The sequence below is a fragment of the Kineococcus rhizosphaerae genome (assembly GCF_003002055.1).
In the GTDB taxonomy this organism is placed as follows: Bacteria; Actinomycetota; Actinomycetes; order Actinomycetales; family Kineococcaceae; genus Kineococcus; species Kineococcus rhizosphaerae.
The window spans coordinates 131,709-146,869 of sequence record NZ_PVZF01000007.1 but is presented as its reverse complement, the minus strand read 5'-3'; the positions used below and the strand labels follow the sequence as shown (position 1 = coordinate 146,869).

14 protein-coding genes are annotated in these 15,161 nt (G+C 72.8%); 11 read left to right on the top strand and 3 right to left on the bottom strand.

The window, feature by feature from the left end; genetic code table 11:
- Window positions 1-10 precede the first annotated feature (10 nt).
- Window positions 11-979: an aldo/keto reductase gene (locus CLV37_RS14720; protein WP_106211660.1), complete on the bottom strand. Its 969-nt coding sequence runs from the start codon at window positions 977-979 to the stop codon at window positions 11-13.
- 194 nt (window positions 980-1,173) lie between these two features.
- On the opposite strand from CLV37_RS14720, the gene CLV37_RS14715 reads away from it, so the two are divergent.
- From CLV37_RS14715 to CLV37_RS14685, 7 genes are all read left to right on the top strand, one after another.
- On the top strand, window positions 1,174-2,142 hold the full coding sequence (locus CLV37_RS14715; RefSeq protein ID WP_106211982.1) for an NAD(P)-dependent oxidoreductase: 969 nt from the start codon (window positions 1,174-1,176) through the stop codon (window positions 2,140-2,142).
- Window positions 2,139-3,233: a Gfo/Idh/MocA family protein gene (locus CLV37_RS14710; protein ID WP_106211658.1), complete on the top strand. Its 1,095-nt coding sequence runs from the start codon at window positions 2,139-2,141 to the stop codon at window positions 3,231-3,233. The genes CLV37_RS14715 and CLV37_RS14710 overlap by 4 nt, the downstream gene beginning before the upstream one ends.
- A gap of 11 nt (window positions 3,234-3,244) precedes the next feature.
- Complete coding sequence (locus tag CLV37_RS14705; protein ID WP_106211656.1) at window positions 3,245-4,117, top strand: sugar phosphate isomerase/epimerase family protein; 873 nt, start codon at window positions 3,245-3,247, stop codon at window positions 4,115-4,117.
- A gap of 170 nt (window positions 4,118-4,287) precedes the next feature.
- Window positions 4,288-5,283, top strand: a complete 996-nt coding sequence (locus CLV37_RS14700) for an ABC transporter permease (RefSeq protein ID WP_106211654.1) — start codon at window positions 4,288-4,290, stop codon at window positions 5,281-5,283.
- 74 nt (window positions 5,284-5,357) lie between these two features.
- Window positions 5,358-6,230 carry an ABC transporter permease subunit gene (locus CLV37_RS14695; protein ID WP_106211980.1) on the top strand — a complete coding sequence of 291 codons (873 nt, stop codon included), beginning with the start codon at window positions 5,358-5,360 and terminating at the stop codon, window positions 6,228-6,230.
- A 39-nt stretch (window positions 6,231-6,269) separates the two neighbouring features.
- The gene (locus CLV37_RS14690) at window positions 6,270-7,940 is read left to right on the top strand and encodes a type 2 periplasmic-binding domain-containing protein (RefSeq protein ID WP_106211652.1); all 1,671 of its coding nucleotides are present in this window, start codon (window positions 6,270-6,272) and stop codon (window positions 7,938-7,940) included.
- 112 nt (window positions 7,941-8,052) lie between these two features.
- The gene (locus CLV37_RS14685) at window positions 8,053-8,493 is read left to right on the top strand and encodes an Hsp20/alpha crystallin family protein (protein ID WP_106211650.1); all 441 of its coding nucleotides are present in this window, start codon (window positions 8,053-8,055) and stop codon (window positions 8,491-8,493) included.
- Window positions 8,494-8,619: 126 nt separating this feature from the next.
- On the opposite strand, the gene CLV37_RS14680 is transcribed toward CLV37_RS14685, so the two are convergent.
- Both CLV37_RS14680 and CLV37_RS14675 read right to left on the bottom strand, forming a co-directional pair.
- Complete coding sequence (locus CLV37_RS14680; protein ID WP_106211648.1) at window positions 8,620-9,606, bottom strand: zinc-binding dehydrogenase; 987 nt, start codon at window positions 9,604-9,606, stop codon at window positions 8,620-8,622.
- Window positions 9,607-9,616: 10 nt separating this feature from the next.
- On the bottom strand, window positions 9,617-10,225 hold the full coding sequence (locus tag CLV37_RS14675) for an NTP transferase domain-containing protein (RefSeq protein WP_170127282.1): 609 nt from the start codon (window positions 10,223-10,225) through the stop codon (window positions 9,617-9,619).
- 181 nt (window positions 10,226-10,406) lie between these two features.
- Between CLV37_RS14675 and CLV37_RS14670 the strand changes: the two genes are divergently transcribed.
- The 4 genes from CLV37_RS14670 to CLV37_RS14655 all read left to right on the top strand — a co-directional run bounded on the left by CLV37_RS14670 (window position 10,407) and on the right by CLV37_RS14655 (window position 15,126).
- Window positions 10,407-13,592 carry a sensor histidine kinase gene (locus CLV37_RS14670; RefSeq protein WP_106211644.1) on the top strand — a complete coding sequence of 1,062 codons (3,186 nt, stop codon included), beginning with the start codon at window positions 10,407-10,409 and terminating at the stop codon, window positions 13,590-13,592.
- An 81-nt stretch (window positions 13,593-13,673) separates the two neighbouring features.
- Window positions 13,674-14,120 (top strand): roadblock/LC7 domain-containing protein, encoded by a 447-nt coding sequence (locus CLV37_RS14665; protein ID WP_106211642.1) that lies wholly within the window; start codon window positions 13,674-13,676, stop codon window positions 14,118-14,120.
- Window positions 14,121-14,126: 6 nt separating this feature from the next.
- Window positions 14,127-14,522, top strand: a complete 396-nt coding sequence (locus tag CLV37_RS14660; protein WP_106211640.1) for a DUF742 domain-containing protein — start codon at window positions 14,127-14,129, stop codon at window positions 14,520-14,522.
- The gene (locus CLV37_RS14655; protein WP_106211638.1) at window positions 14,503-15,126 is read left to right on the top strand and encodes a GTP-binding protein; all 624 of its coding nucleotides are present in this window, start codon (window positions 14,503-14,505) and stop codon (window positions 15,124-15,126) included. The genes CLV37_RS14660 and CLV37_RS14655 overlap by 20 nt, the downstream gene beginning before the upstream one ends.
- Window positions 15,127-15,161: the final 35 nt, after the last annotated feature.

Below are 15,161 nucleotides of genomic sequence, written 5' to 3'. Positions count from 1 at the left end.
GGGACGGGTCTCAGAACCCCGCGACCGAGTGCGGCTCGTAGGGCGCCTCGAGCTCGGCGACCTCGTCGTCCGTCAGTTCCAGGTCCACCGCGGCGATCGCGTCCTCGAGGTGCTGCGGCTTCGTCGCCCCCACGATCGGCGCGGTCACCACCGGGTTGCGCGCCACCCACGCCAGCGCCACCTGGGCCCGCGGCACCCCGCGGCGCTCGGCGACCCGGGCCACCGCCGCCACGACCTCGGCGTCGGAGTCGCGGTACAGGGTCTTGCCGAACTCGTCGGTCTCCGAGCGGGTGGTCTCGGCGTCCCAGTCGCGCGTCAGCTTCCCGCGTGCCAGCGGGCTCCACGGGATGACGCCGATCCCCTCGTCGGCGCACAGCGGCAGCATCTCCCGCTCCTCCTCGCGGTAGAGCAGGTTGTAGTGGTTCTGCATCGTCGAGAACCGCGTCCAGCCGTGGAGCTCCTGCAGGTGCAGGGCCTTGGCGAACTGCCACGCCCACATGGAACTCGCCCCCAGGTAGCGGACCTTGCCGGCCACGACGACGTCGTGCAGCGCCTGCAGCGTCTCCTCCAGCGGCACCGTGGTGTCGAACCGGTGGATCTGGTAGAGGTCGACGTGGTCGGTGCCGAGGCGGCGCAGGGAGTTGTCGATCTCGGTGAGGATCGCGTGCCGCGACAGCCCCGCGCCGTTGGGGCCCGGGCGCATCCGGCCGTTCACCTTGGTGGCGATGACGACCTGGTCGCGGGGGACCTTCGCCAGCAGCGCCTTGCCGACGATCTCCTCGCTGGACCCGTCGGAGTAGACGTTGGCCGTGTCGAAGAAGTTCACTCCGGCGTCGAGGGCGCGGTGCAGGAAGGGGACGCTGTCGGCCTCCGGCAGCGTCCAGGCGTGGTTGCCCCGGTGGGGGTCCCCGTAGCTCATGCAGCCCAGGACGAGCTTCGAGACCTCGAGGCCGGTACGGCCGAGTTTCACGTAGTCCACGGGGCCAGCTTGCCCGACCGGCCCACGACCAGCGCGTCCGGAGAGCGTCGGATCGATCGATCGGCCCTGATCGAACGACCTTGACCGTGCTCGCTCACGCACGACACGGTGACGGCCCCAGGGCACCTCGACGACGAGGAGCCCGTGAACCACCGGGAGCGCGCGTGACGAACAGGCCCGCGGTCACCCTGGCCATGGCCGCCGCCACCTTCGACCGCGTCGTCGACCTCGAGTTCCTCGACCGCCTCGGCGAGGTCGCCGACGTCCGCCCCGGGGTGCTGGAGGAGTTCTCCTCCCCGGCCGCCCGCGCGGCGCTCGCCGGCACGCAAGTGCTCGTGACGGGCTGGGGCTGCCCGCCGCTGACGGCCTCCGTCGTGGCGGACGCCCCGCGGCTGCGCGCCGTCGTCCACACCGCCGGGACGGTGCGCGACCACGTGACCCCCGCCGTCTGGGAGGCCGGCATCGGGGTCTCCTCGGCGGCGGCGGCGAACGCGGTGCCCGTCGCCGAGTTCACGCTCGCGGTCGTCCTGCTCGCCGGCAAGCGGGTCCTGGAGGCGGCGCACGAGTTCGCGCTGACCCGGGGCCGGCCGCTCGTGCGCGACGCCGGCGGCAACCTCGGCGCGACGGTCGGGATCCTGTCGGCCTCGCGGGTGGGCCGGCGGGTCGTCGACCTGCTGCGCCCCCACGACCTGCACGTCCTGCTGCACGACCCCTACGTGCCTGACGCCGAGGTCCGCGCCCTGGGCGCCGAACCCGTCGGGCTCACCGAGCTGTTCGACCGCTCCGACGTCCTGTCCGTCCACACCCCGCTGCTGCCCGAGACCCGGGGCCTGGTCGGCGCCGAGCTCCTGGCCCGGCTGCGCGACGGCGCGACGGTCGTGAACACCGCCCGCGGGGCCGTGGTGGACCCCTGGGCCCTCACCGCCGAGCTCGTCTCCGGTCGCCTGCACGGCGTCCTGGACGTCACCGACCCCGAACCCCTGCCCGCGGACCACCCGCTGTGGGACCGCCCGAACGTCCTGCTCACCCCGCACGTCGCGGGCTCGCTCGGCAACGAGCTGCGCCGGCTGACGGCGTCGGCGGCCGACGAGGTCGGGCGCTTCGCCGCCGGGCAGCCCTTCGCCCACGAAGTCACCGTCACGACCCTGGAGCACTCCGCATGAGAACCCGTTTCGCGATCGTCGGCGGCGGCGTCATCGCCCGCCAGCACGGCGTCGTCCTGCACCAGCTCGCCGACGAGGCCGAGCTCGTCGCCGTCGTGGACGTCCTCGTCGACCGCGCGCAGGCGCTGGCCGACGAACGCGGCGGCCGCGCGTTCGCCTCGCTGGAGGAGGCGCTGCGCGAGGTCGAGATCGACGTCGTCGTCGTCTGCACCCCCACCGGCCTGCACGGCGACCTCGCCCGGCAGGCCCTCGCCGCGGGCAAGCACGTCCTCGTCGAGAAACCCGCCGAGACGACCGTGGAACGCATCGACGAGCTCATCGCCGCCCGCGACCGCGCGGGGACCCTCGTCGGGGTCGTCTCCCAGCACCGGTTCGACCCGTCGTCGCGGATCGTGCTCGACGCGGTGCGCGCCGGGGAGTTCGGCCGGATCACCTCCGCCGTGGCGAACGTCGACTGGTGGCGGGGCCAGACCTACTACGACTCCGGCCAGTGGCGCGGGACGTGGGCCCTCGACGGCGGGGGCGCGCTGATGAACCAGGGCGTCCACACCGTCGACCTGCTGGTCGCGGCCCTGGGCGAACCCGTCGAGGTGTTCGGGTTCACCGGGACCCTCGCGCACGAGCGCATCGAGGTCGAGGACGTCGCGGTCGGCGTCGTCCGGTTCGCCTCCGGTGCGCTGGCCACCGTCCACGGGTCGACCGCGGTCTACCCGGGGCTCAGCACGCGCCTGCAGGTCCACGGCGACCGCGGCGCCGCCGTCATCGAGGATGACCGCCTCGTGTTCTTCCACGGCACACCCGTCGGGCAGGAACCCGCCGAGGCGTTCATGGGGGGACGGGGCCGGGACAACCAGGTGCAGCGGTTCGCCGGACCCGACGGTTCGCTGCCGGCCCCGACCGTCTCGGTCGAGGGGGCCATGCCCGACGCGCACCTGGACCAGTACCGCGACTTCCTCGCCGCCGTGCGCGGGGAGGGACCCGTGCTCGTCGGGCTGGAGGAGAACCGGCAGGCCGTCGCCGTCATCACCGGGTTGTACGAGTCCCAGCGCACCGGGCGCCCGGTGTCCCTGACCCCCGTCCCCGTCGCCTGAGAGGAACGCCGATGACCCGCAGGATCGCCGCGAACCCCATCCCGTACTGGGCCAAGGCCGGCAAGACGAGGGAGGTCTTCGAGCGCGCGTTCACCGACCTCGCCGAGATCGGGTTCACCGCCGTCAAGGCCGACGTCCTCGACGGCATGTCCGCCGCCGAGTACGCGCGCTGGATCGACGGGTTCGGGCTGAGCCCGTCGCTGAGCCTGTTCTCCAGCCCGCTCGACGAGACCGTCGAGATGGGGGAGGTGCTGGAGCGGGCGCGCGGCTTCGCGGCGACGCAGGCCGAGCTCGGGCTCGACCGCGCCATGCTGTCCTCGATGGCCGTGCCCGCCCGGATGGAGCGGCCGGCGGTGGGGGCCGGGTTCGACCAGGGCCGCCTGGACCGGGCCGTGGAGAACGCCGGGAAGGTGTGCGAGGTGCTGGTCTCGGAGGGGATCCGCCCGCTGCACCACTCGCACGTCGGGGGCGTGTTCGAGACCGAGCACGAGGTGACGACGTTGCTCGACACCCTCGGCCCGGACCTCCTCGGCTTCGGGCCGGACACGGGGCACCTGTTCTGGGCCGGGGCCGACCCCGTGGCGCTGATCCGGCGGTACGCCGACCGGATCGGGGGGATCCACCTCAAGGACGTGTACGCCGACCACCTGCCGGCGCGGGAAGCCCGGGGGAGCTACCGCGAGATCTCCGACAGCGGCCGGTTGTGGGCCGAGCCGGGACGGGGGGTCCTCGACCTCGGTGCGGTGCTCGAGGCGCTCCCGGACGACTACGACGGTGACTACATGATCGAGGTCGACCACCCCAGCGTCTCCTCCGTCGCCGAGTCGCACCGCCTCTCGTTCGCGTGGGCGAAGGAGGTGCTCGGAGCCGTGACCGTCTCGTGACGGCGTTCCGGTGAAGCGTTGCGGCAGCGCGGGATCGGGCCGGGGAAACCCTTCCGTCCCCGCAACCGCCGTGCTAGCGTCGGGGAACTCCGGGGGTAAGCGTTTACCCCGATCCGGGTCCCGGCGCCCCACCGTCCAGGTGACCGTGCAGGTGTTCTGTCAGGAGCTCAATGGTGAGAACGAACTCGACCCGTGAGAAGAACAGCGCCGCGACCACGGGTTCGCGGACGACCCCCGTGACGGTCACGACGTCCACCCGGCGCCGGCCCCGGCTCACGCGCGACCAGGCGCTGCTCGTCGCCATCGGCCTGCCCGGCGCGCTCGCGCTGATCGTGTTCCACTACGTTCCGCTCCTGGGCAACGTCATCGCCTGGCAGGACTACCAGCCCTACCTCGGGCTCACCGAGTCCGACTGGGTCGGCTGGCAGAACTTCTCCTTCCTGTGGGACGGCAACCCCGAGTTCCGCAACGCGCTGTGGAACACGATCGTCCTCACGGTCATCCAGACCGTGCTGATCTTCCCCGTCCCGCTGGCCCTGGCCCTGGTGCTCAACAGCCTGGCGGGGGAGCGGCTCAAGCGGACGCTGCAGTCGATCCTCTACCTGCCGCACTTCCTGTCGTGGGTCATCGTCGTCGCGCTGTTCCAGCAGATGCTCGGCAACGCCGGGATGCTGAACACGTTCCTCGTCCAGCACGACTTCCCCGTCCTGCACATCATCGGCGCCCCGGAGCTGTTCAAGGCGCTCGTGACGAGCCAGGCGATCTGGAAGGACGCCGGGTGGGGCACGATCCTGTTCCTCGCCGCGATCTCCCGCATCGACCAGGAGCAGTACGAGGCGGCCGCCGTCGACGGCGCGAACTCCCGCCAGCGCCTGTGGCACATCACGCTGCCGGCCCTGAAGGGGCTCATCGTCCTGCTGCTCATCCTGCGCCTCGGCAGCAGCCTGTCGGTGGGGTTCGAGCAGATCCTCCTGCAGCAGGGCCCGGTCGGGCTGCAGGCCAGCGAGGTGCTCGACACCTGGGTCTACAACAACGGCATCCTCGGCGGGAACTGGGGCACCTCCGCCGCCGCGGGCCTCGTCAAGGGCCTCGTGGGTGTCCTGCTCGTGATCGGGGCCAACAAGCTGGCGCACGTCTTCGGCGAGAGAGGGGTGTACGAGAAGTGACCACGCTCGAGAACGCGACCATCGGCGACGACACCGTCCGCACGTTCACCAAGGACGGCCGCCGGCCGCCGTGGATGGAGAAACCGGGTCCCGTCACCCAGGGGCTGAAGTTCGTCGTCCTGGCCTTCGCCGTGGCCGTCGTGCTCATCCCGTTCTGGTCGGTCGTCGCCACCTCGCTCGCCGACCAGAAGACGATCAACGACGCCGGCGGCGGGATGGTCATGTGGCCCGGGTCCGGGGCCAACCTCGACTCCTACGCGGCCGTCCTGTCCGGCGGGGTCGTGACCCGCGCGGTCGTCGTCTCCATCGCCGTCACCGTCGTGGGGACCCTGCTGTCGCTGGCCGCCACGGCCGGTCTGGCGTACTGGCTGTCGCGGCCCGGGGCCCGGGGCGCCAAACCCGTCCTGATGCTCGTGCTGGGCGCCGTGCTGTTCTCCCCGGGCCTCATCCCCAGCTACCTCGTGGTCAAGGAGTTCCACCTCCTGGACTCGTGGTGGTCGCTGATCCTGCCCGTCCTGGTGAACGCCTTCAACGTCATCGTCATGCGCGCGTTCTTCCAGGAACTGCCCAAGGAGCTGTTCGAGTCCGCCGCCATCGACGGGGTGGGGGCGGGGACGATCCTGCTGCGGATCGTGCTGCCGCTGTCCAAGGCCGTGCTCGCCGTCATCGGCCTGTTCTACGCCGTGGCCTACTGGAACGCGTTCTTCAACGCCCTGCTCTACATCCAGTCCAGCGACAAGTGGCCCATGGCCCTCGTGCTGCGGACCTACGTCGTCAACCAGACCACGATCGGCGGTGACCAGGTCGGCGGCGCCGAGGCGCTGCCGCCCCAGCTGCCCCTGCAGATGGCCATCCTCGTCATCGCGATCGTCCCCATCCTGCTCGTGTACCCGTTCCTGCAGCGGCACTTCGCCAAGGGCGTCATGATCGGCGCCGTCAAGGGCTGAGCACCCCGACCACCTGTTCCCACGGATCGAGGAGGATCCATGTCCAGCAGTGCCTTCACCCGACGTTCCCTGATCGCCGGTGCCGGGGGGACCGCGGCCCTGGTCGCGGCCGGTGGGCTCGCGGGGTGCTCCAGCGGCTCCAGCGGGGGCGGCTCCGGCGACTCGAAGGAGAACACGGCCACCCTGCCCACGTACGTCCCCTACACCGGGCTGACCCCCGACCTGCCCGGCACCGAGCAGGGCGTCGACCCCGCGTGGCGGACCTTCCCGTCCGACAACCCCAAGTCGGTCGAGGACATCCCCGGCCACGGGGAGACCCTGACCGGGATGGCGAACATCTACTACGCCGTGCCGCCGGGCCCGGACAGCAACACGTACTGGGCGGGCCTCAACGACCGGCTGGGCGTCGACTTCAAGCTGCAGATGGTCGGCAACGCCGACTACCCGCAGAAGTTCCCCACCGTCATCGCCGGCAACGAGCTGCCCGACCTCCTGCAGGTCCCCAACGGCTCCCCGCCGCCGGTGCCGAACATGCCGCAGCTGCTGGAGAAGCGGTTCGCGAACCTGTCCGAGCACCTGTCCGGCGACGCCGTCAAGGACTACCCGAACCTCGCGAACATCCCGACCCGGCACTGGCTCTCCACGGTCTACAACTCCGGGATCTACGGCATCCCCATCCCGCGCGGGGCCATCGGCAACTACCACTTCATTCGGCAGGACCTGTTCGAGAAGGCCGGGGTGTCGCCCGAGCCCAAGAGCTACGACGAGTTCGTCGACGCCACCAAGGCCCTCACCGACCCCAAGCAGCGGCGCTGGGCGTTCTCCCTGGTCAACCAGCCGCGCCAGCTCCTGGGCCGGATGAACGGCGAACCCAACATCTGGGCCGAGGACGGCGGCAAGCTCACCCACATGTACGAGACGGACGCCTACGCCCAGACCGTCACCGACCTCATCGCGATGTGGAAGTCGGGCGTCATGCACCCCGACTCCTTCAACACCGCGACCCCCTTCAAGCAGCTGTTCAACGCCGGCACCGTCGCCATCAACGCCGCCGACGGGTACCCCGGCTGGGTGCAGTACCAGCTCGACAACGCCTCCAACCCCGACTTCAAGCTCGGCCTCATGCCCGTCTACACCCGCGACGGCGGGGAGCTGGCCCAGTGGAACCTGGGCAGCGGGTTCTTCTCCACGACGCTGCTGAAGAAGCAGGACGACCCGGAGAAGATCAAGCTGGCGCTGCGCGTCCTGAACTGGCTCGCCGCCCCGTTCGGCACCGAGGAGTACAAGTACCGCCTCTTCGGCCAGGAGGGCGTCGACCACACCGTCGACTCCGGCGGGAACCCCGTCCTCACCAAGACCGGGGCCGCGAACACCGTCATCCCGATCCGCTACCTCGCCGACAGCCCCTACAACGTCTACGTCCCCGGCCGGCCCCAGGACGCCGACGTCCAGCACGACTACCAGTCCAAGGAGGTCCCCACCGGCATCCAGAACCCCGTCACCGGCCTGTACTCCAACACGGCCTCGAGCAAGAACGCCACGGCCGACAAGGCGTTCAACGACGGCATCAACGACGTCATCCAGGAACGCCGCCCGTTCTCCGAGCTCAAGACGCTCGTGTCCACCTGGAAGAACTCCGTCGGTGACGCCATGCGCACCGAGTACCAGGACGCGCTGCAGAAGGCGGGGACCACGACCGCCGCTCCCTGATCGCTGGGGTCTTGCGCCGCAGGCGAACACGGGCATGGCGGGGACAGGACCCCCGTTGTGACCCCCGAAGGCACCCGCACCGGGAGCCACCGAGGAGTCCTGAGGAGGACCCGTGTCCCAGCAGTCGTCCGTGTGGCGCCGCAGTCCCTTCGACGCCCGCTTCGAGCAGCAGTTCGACGCCCTGGTCCGCGCCGGCTTCGGCGTCGGCTCCGGGACCGGCGCCGGGTTCACCCCGGCCGCCGAGATCACCCGCGACGGGGACGACGCCGTCGTGACCCTCGACCTGCCGGGCGTCGCGGCCGACGACGTCACCGTGGAGGTCGAGCAGAACCGGCTCGTCGTGCGCGGCGAGCGCAAGGACCCCCGCGCCGAGGACGCGCGGGGCCGCACCGAGCGCCGCTACGGCACCTTCCGGCGCAGCTTCTCCCTGCCGAGCACGGTGACGGCCGAGGCCGTCAGCGCGAGCAGCGACGCGGGGGTCCTGACGGTCCGGGTCGCCGGCGCCCACGCCGCGGCCCAGCCGACGCGGATCGCCGTCACCACCGGGGCCTGACCCCGCGCGAAGCACACCTCGGACCCGAGATCCCCGTCTCGAAGGGTCCGAGGTGTGCTTCGGGCCCCGAGGAGAGGGTTCGCGGGGTCCAGAGCGTGCGGTGCGCGGGGTGGTCCGGGGCGGCGGTCAGGGGGCGGGGGGCTGCGCGCCGGTGAGCAGGACCAGCTTGCCGACGTGCGAGGAGGCCTCCATCACCTCGTGGGCCCGGGCGGCGTCGGCCAGGGCGAACCGCTCGTGGACCACGGGCCGCACCCCGCCGTCGACGACGAGCGGCCACACGTGGTCGCGCACGCTCGCCACGATCGCGGCCTTCTCCTCCGCCGGGCGGGCCCGCAGCGTCGTGGCGTGCAGCGAGACGCGCTTGCGCATCATCGCCCCCAGGTCCAGCTCCGCCTTCGTCCCGCCCTGGGTGGCGATCACCACCAGGCGGCCGTCCGTGGCCAGCACGTCCAGGTTCCGGGACAGGTAGGGCGCGCCCACCACGTCGAGGACGACGTCCGCGCCCGCCGGCTCGAACTCCCGCACCCGCGCGACGAAGTCGTCCTCGCGGTAGTCGACGGCGAGCTGGGCCCCCAGCGCCTCGCACGCGCGCAGCTTGTCGGCCGAGCCGGCCGTCACCGCCACCCGCGCGCCCACCTGCCGGGCCAGCTGGATCGCCATCGTCCCGATCCCGCTCGACCCTCCGTGCACGAGCAGCAGCTCGCCCGGGCGCAGCCCCGCCAGGGTGAAGACGTTGCTCCACACCGTGGCCGTCACCTCCGGCAGCGCCGCCGCGTCCTCGACCGTCACACCCTGCGGGACCGGCAGCACCTGACCCACCGGCACCGCGACGGCCTCGGCGTACCCGCCCCCGGCGAGCAGCGCGCAGACGGCCTCGCCGACGCGCCAGCCCTGCACGTCCGGCCCCAGCGCCGAGATCCACCCCGACACCTCCAGCCCCGGGTGCCCCGGAGCCCCCGGCGGCGGCGGGTACTTCCCCTGCCGCTGCGCGACGTCGGCGCGGTTCACCCCCGCCGCCGCGACCCGGACCACCACCTCACCGGGACCGGCCACCGGATCGGGCAGCTCTGACAGCCGGAGGGAACCAGGAGGGTCGACGATCACCGCGCGCACCCTGGGGACACTACGACCCGGCGTCCGGGCCCGCCTCCGGTCCCGCCCCGTCCCCCGCCGCCAGCCCCCGCGCCCGGTCGAGGTCCTCGGGGACGTCGACGTCGAGGGCCTCGCGCGCCGAGACCGGCACCTCGCCCACCCGGCCGCGGAACAGCTCGCGCAACGGCTGGCCGGCCACCGCCGGCAACCCGTCCAGCACCCGGACCACCGCCCGCCGCCGGTGCGCCGACAGCAGCGGCTGGCGCCGCCCGGACGGGTCCACCCCCACGACCGCGTCGAGCCCGGGATCGGCGCGCAGGGCCGCGACCAGGCGCGGGACGGCGCTCGCCGCGAACGGCTCGTCCCCGCCCAGCAGCACCACCAGCTCGCCCGGGACGGCCGCCAGCCCGGCCGCGAAACCCGCCAGCGGCCCGCCCCCGGGCGGGTCCTCGCGCACCCCGCCGGGACCGACGACCACGACCGGCCACCCGTCCAGCCCCTCCAGCAGGGTGCCCCGGACGGTCGATGACCCCAGGGGCGCGGCGAGCTTGTCCGCGTCCGGGTGCGAACGGGCCGAGAACCGGGTGCCCGAGCCCCCGGCGACGACCACGACCCCGACGTCCTCCACCGATCCGCTCACCCCTCTGGATTGCACGTTCCCCGGAACCGGTCAAGCGGCGCGCCGGACTGCCGATGGTCCGAACGAGGGTTCTCGGGCCCGCGGGGTTCACTCCGCGGTCCCGCGTCCCGAAGACCTCTGAGTCTGCTCGACCAACGGTGGGCACGTCCCGCCCGCCCACCACCGCGTACGGAAGGTTGACATGCTGCGGAACCTGAGCATCCGAGCCAAGCTCGCGGTCCTCCTCGTCGTTCCCCTCGTGCTGTTGCTCGTCGCCGTCGTCGCCACGGCCGCCCAGAACGCGGTCTCGACCTCGGAGCGCCGTCACCTCGCCGCCTACGCGAAGTCGACGGACAAGATCAACGAGTTCTTCAGCGCGCTGCAGGGAGAGCGCAAGGACAGCGTCCAGTACCTGGTGACGCCCGGCGACGCCGGCAAGGCGCAGCTGGCGAAGGACCGGGCCCGGACCGACGCGGCGATCGCCGCCGTCCGCCAGGCCGTCGTCGACAGCGGCCTCGACGTCACCAGCGGCAGCGCGGGTGCGGTCAACGCCGCCGTCACGCAGGCCCTGGGCCAGACGCTGCCGCAGACGCGCGCGGCCGTCGACGGGGGCACCACCACGCCCGTCGCCGCGCTCAGCGCCTACAGCGACATCAGCTCCACCGCGACCGACCTGACCGTCGCCGTGGCCGAGGAGGCCGGTGACCGCGAGATGGCGCAGGAGGTCGGGGCCTTCGGGTACCTGCTCAAGCGCGTCGACGCGCTGGCCGTCGAGCAGACCGCCGGCTCCCTCATCCTGCAGGGCAAGTCATCCAGCTCCGTCGAGGCCCTGCGCGACACCTCCATCGAGCGCGGTGCGTACTTCGAGCAGCAGGCCCGCTTCCGCCTGCACGCCGACGACGTCGCGCAGTTCGACGCCGCGCTGAACGACGGCGCGACGAACTCCGCGCTCGCCTTCCTCAACCAGGACCGCAACCTCTTCGCGGGCAGCAGCACCCCGTCGCTGGCGCAGGCCGACTGGGAGAAGACCTCCGGGCAGGTCATCGCGGCCTACCAGCAGGCCATCACCGAGCGCGCCGTCAACGTCGCCGACGAGGCGGACGCCGAGGCCGCGCGCGCCACCACCGGCACCGTCGTCCTCATCGTCGTCACCCTGCTGATCTTCGCCGCCGTCGTCTGGTTCGGTGCCCGCACCGTCCGCGGCATCGGCGCCCGCCTGCGCGACCTGGCCGCCTCCGCGACCGAGGTCCGCGACGAGCTGCCCCGCATGGTCGAGCGCATGCAGACCCCCGGCGAGGGCCCGGGCGTGGAGTTCACCCCGCTCGAGGTCAGCTCCGGTGACGAGATCGGCGAGGTCACCAAGGTCATCAACGACCTCAACGAGACGACCTTCCGCATCGCCGGCGAGCAGGCCGCCCTGCGCGCCTCCATCGCCGAGATGTTCGTCAACGTCGCCCGCCGCGACCAGACGCTGCTCGCCCGCCAGCTGGCCTTCCTGGACCAGCTCGAGCGCACCGAGGAGAACCCGGACACCCTCGAGGACCTGTTCACCCTCGACCACCTCGCGACCCGGATGCGGCGCAACGCCGAGTCCCTGCTCGTCCTGGCCGGCATCAACACCGGCCGCCGTCTGCGCCGCCCGCTGCCGCTGTCGGACGTCGTCCGCACCGCCGCCGGCGAGATCGAGCACTACGACCGCGTCGACCTCGCCCTGCAGGTCGACCCGCCCGTCGTCGGTCACCTCGCGCTGTCGGCCTCGCACATGATCGCCGAACTGCTCGAGAACGCGACGAACTTCTCCGACCCCGGCAGCCGCGTCGTCGTCGGCACCGCCGAGACCGACCGCGGCGTCGAGGTCACCATCAAGGACTCCGGCCTCGGCATGAACGCCGAGGAGGTCGAGACCGCCCACCAGCGCATCTCCGGTGGTCGCGCCTCCGAGTTCGTCGGCGCCCAGCGCCTCGGGTTCTACGTCGTGGGTCGCCTCGCCGGCCGCCTGGACGTCGAGGTCGAGTTCGTCACCGCCGAGGGACAGGGCACCACCGTCACGCTCGTCCTGCCCGCCGCCCTCTTCACCCCGGGCAGCGTCACGGTCGGCGAGCCCGAGCTGGCCGCCCTGGACTCCGGTCTGCCCGCCCTCGGGGACGGCGCCGGTGCCGCGGGCGCCTCCGCGCTGCCCGCCGCGCCGTCGGCGCTGCCCGACACCGCGGCCTCGGCCCTGCCCGACGTCCCGCCGGCCCAGCCCGGTGCCCTGCCGAGCCGCACCCCCGCCGCCGGCACCGGTGGCGTGAACACGATCGTCAGCAACCCGCTCGCCGCCAGCGGTCTGGGCGACGCCCTGTCCGAGACGCTGTCGAAGTCCGCGGCCGAGGCCGCGGCCAGCTCCGACGTCGGGGTCACCGCCCCCAAGGCCAAGGTCGAGGGCCGGCAGCTGCCGACCCGCAAGCGCACCGCCCAGGCCCAGGCCAAGGTCGACGCCGCCCCGGCTGCGGCCCCGGTCGCTGCGGCCCCGGTCGCCGAGCCCGAGCAGGACTGGAAGCCCGTCGCGGCCCCCGGTGCCGCCGGCGCGGCGGCCATGCCCAAGCGCGAGCGCAAGGTCGAGACCCCGACGGCTCTGGCCGCGGCGCAGGACATCCTGCCGAAGGCGGGCAAGAAGCCCCGCCAGGTCCGCGAGTCCGCCACCCCGCCCAAGACCGCGGCCGAGGCCTTCTGGACCTCCCGCAAGAAGGCGGCCGAACCGGAGCTGAAGGGTTCCGCGCTCGACGCCCTCGAGGCCGACCGCGCGGCGCAGAACGGCACCCCCGACCCCGTGGTCGAGACGCCGGTGGCACAGGCCCCCGCCGTGGTCGAGGCGCCCGTCGAGATCCCCGTGGTCGAGACGCCCGTGGTCGAGGCACCCGCCGCGCCGGCCCCCGTCGTCGAGACGCCCGTGCTCGCGGCGCCCGTGCTCGCGGCGCCGGCCGCCCCGGCCCCCGTGGTCGCGGCGCCGGTCGCCCCGGCTCCGGTCGTCGACCCGGCCCCGGCGCCCGTCGCCCCGATCGGCCTGGCCCCCGAGACCCCGGCGGCCCCCGCCGGCCGGGCCACCGTCGGCGAGGCCCTGCGCCAGCGCAACGCCCTCGCGGCCGAAGCGCTCAACGCCCTCACCGAGGGCCAGAACTTCACCCCCTCCCGGGGCACCGGCTCCGCTCCGCTGGTCCGCCGTCAGGCGGGCGCCACGGCGGCCGCGGCCAAGCCCGCCCCGGCCCGCGCCGCCGCCGCCAACCGGCAGCGACGCGCCCCCGCGGACGTCCGCTCGATGCTCTCCGGCTTCCAGGCCGGCGTGTCCCGCGGTCGCTCGGCCGACGCACCGGCCGCCCCCACCGAGGGCGGGGCCGATGACCAGGCCTGACCAGACCCCCCGGAGAACCCTCCGGGTCGCCGTACCCACCACCCCTGACCAGAAGAACGCCCCGAGAAGAGGAAACCCACTGTGACCGCGCTTAGCTCCGAGGCCGCCGACTTCAGCTGGCTCCTCGACAACTTCGTCAAGAGCGTCCCCGGCGTCACCCACACCGTCGTCGTCTCCGCCGACGGCCTGCTGATGGCCATGTCCGACAAGCTCCACCGCGAGGCCGGGGACCAGCTCTCCGCCATCGTCTCCGGCGTGTCGAGCCTGGCCCGCGGGGCCGCCAACCAGCTCCAGTCCGGCGAGGTGCGCCAGGCCATCATCGAGATGGACGACGCGTTCTTCTTCCTGGTCAACATCTCCGACGGCTCGGTCCTGGCCGTCGCCGCCGAAGCCGGCTGCGACGTCGGCCTCATCGGCTACGAGATGGCCATGCTCGTCCAGCGCGCCGAGACCGTCCTGACGCCGCAGCTCGTCTCGGAGATGCGGGCCGCCCTGCCCACCTCCGCGCCGCTCGCGGCGCGGCGGTGACGCCCGGTGACAGCACCTGGTAGCGCGGACCTCTGGTCCGACGACGACGACCAGGACGTCGAGGAGTTCACCGTCCGCCCGTACACCGTCACCGGTGGACGGACCCGCCCGAGCAACGCCGACCTCCCCGTCGAGGCGCTCGTGGAGGCCACGGCCGAACCCGAGATCGGGATGACGCCCGAACGGCGCAAGATCCTCGAACTCACCAAGAAGTCCTACCTGTCGATCGCCGAACTGTCCGCCCACGTCCACCTGCCGGTCGGCGTCGTGCGCGTCGTGGTCAGCGACCTGTCCCAGTCCGGGAAGGTCCGCATCCACGGCCTCACCATGACCTCCGCCCCCCAACCCGCGACCACCATCAGCGTCCTGGAGAGTGTTCTCAATGGCATTTCCTCGCTCTGACGTCAGCCCCGCCGGAGCCGGAGCGCCCGCGGGAACCGACACTCAGGCCCCGCCCACCGTCGTCAAGATCGTCGTCGCCGGCGGCTTCGCCGTCGGCAAGACGACCTTCATCGGCTCGATCTCCGACATCGAGCCGCTGCGCACCGAAGCCGCCATGACCGAGCACTCGGTCGGCGTCGACGACGCGGGCCTCAACTCCGAGCGCAAGACGTCGACCACGGTCGCCATGGACTTCGGGCGCATCGCGCTGCCCGGCAACCTCTGGCTGTACCTGTTCGGCACCCCCGGCCAGGACCGGTTCCTCTTCATGTGGGACGACCTGGTCAAGGGCGCCATCGGCGCGGTCGTGCTGGTCGACACCGACCGCCTCGACCAGTGCTTCCCCGCCGTGGACTACTTCGAGTCCCGCGGCATCCCCTTCGTCGTCGCCGTCAACTGCTTCGACGGCGTCGCCCAGCACGAGCTCGACTCCGTCCGCGAGGCGCTCGCGGTCCCCGACCACGTGCCGCTCGTCTACACCGACGCGCGCTCCAAGGCCGCCACGAAGCACAGCCTCATCACGCTGGTCCAGACCGCCCTCGCGCGCCTGAACGCCGGCGCCTGAGCCCCGCACCGCCCCTCGAGGCCGGTCCCCGTTCC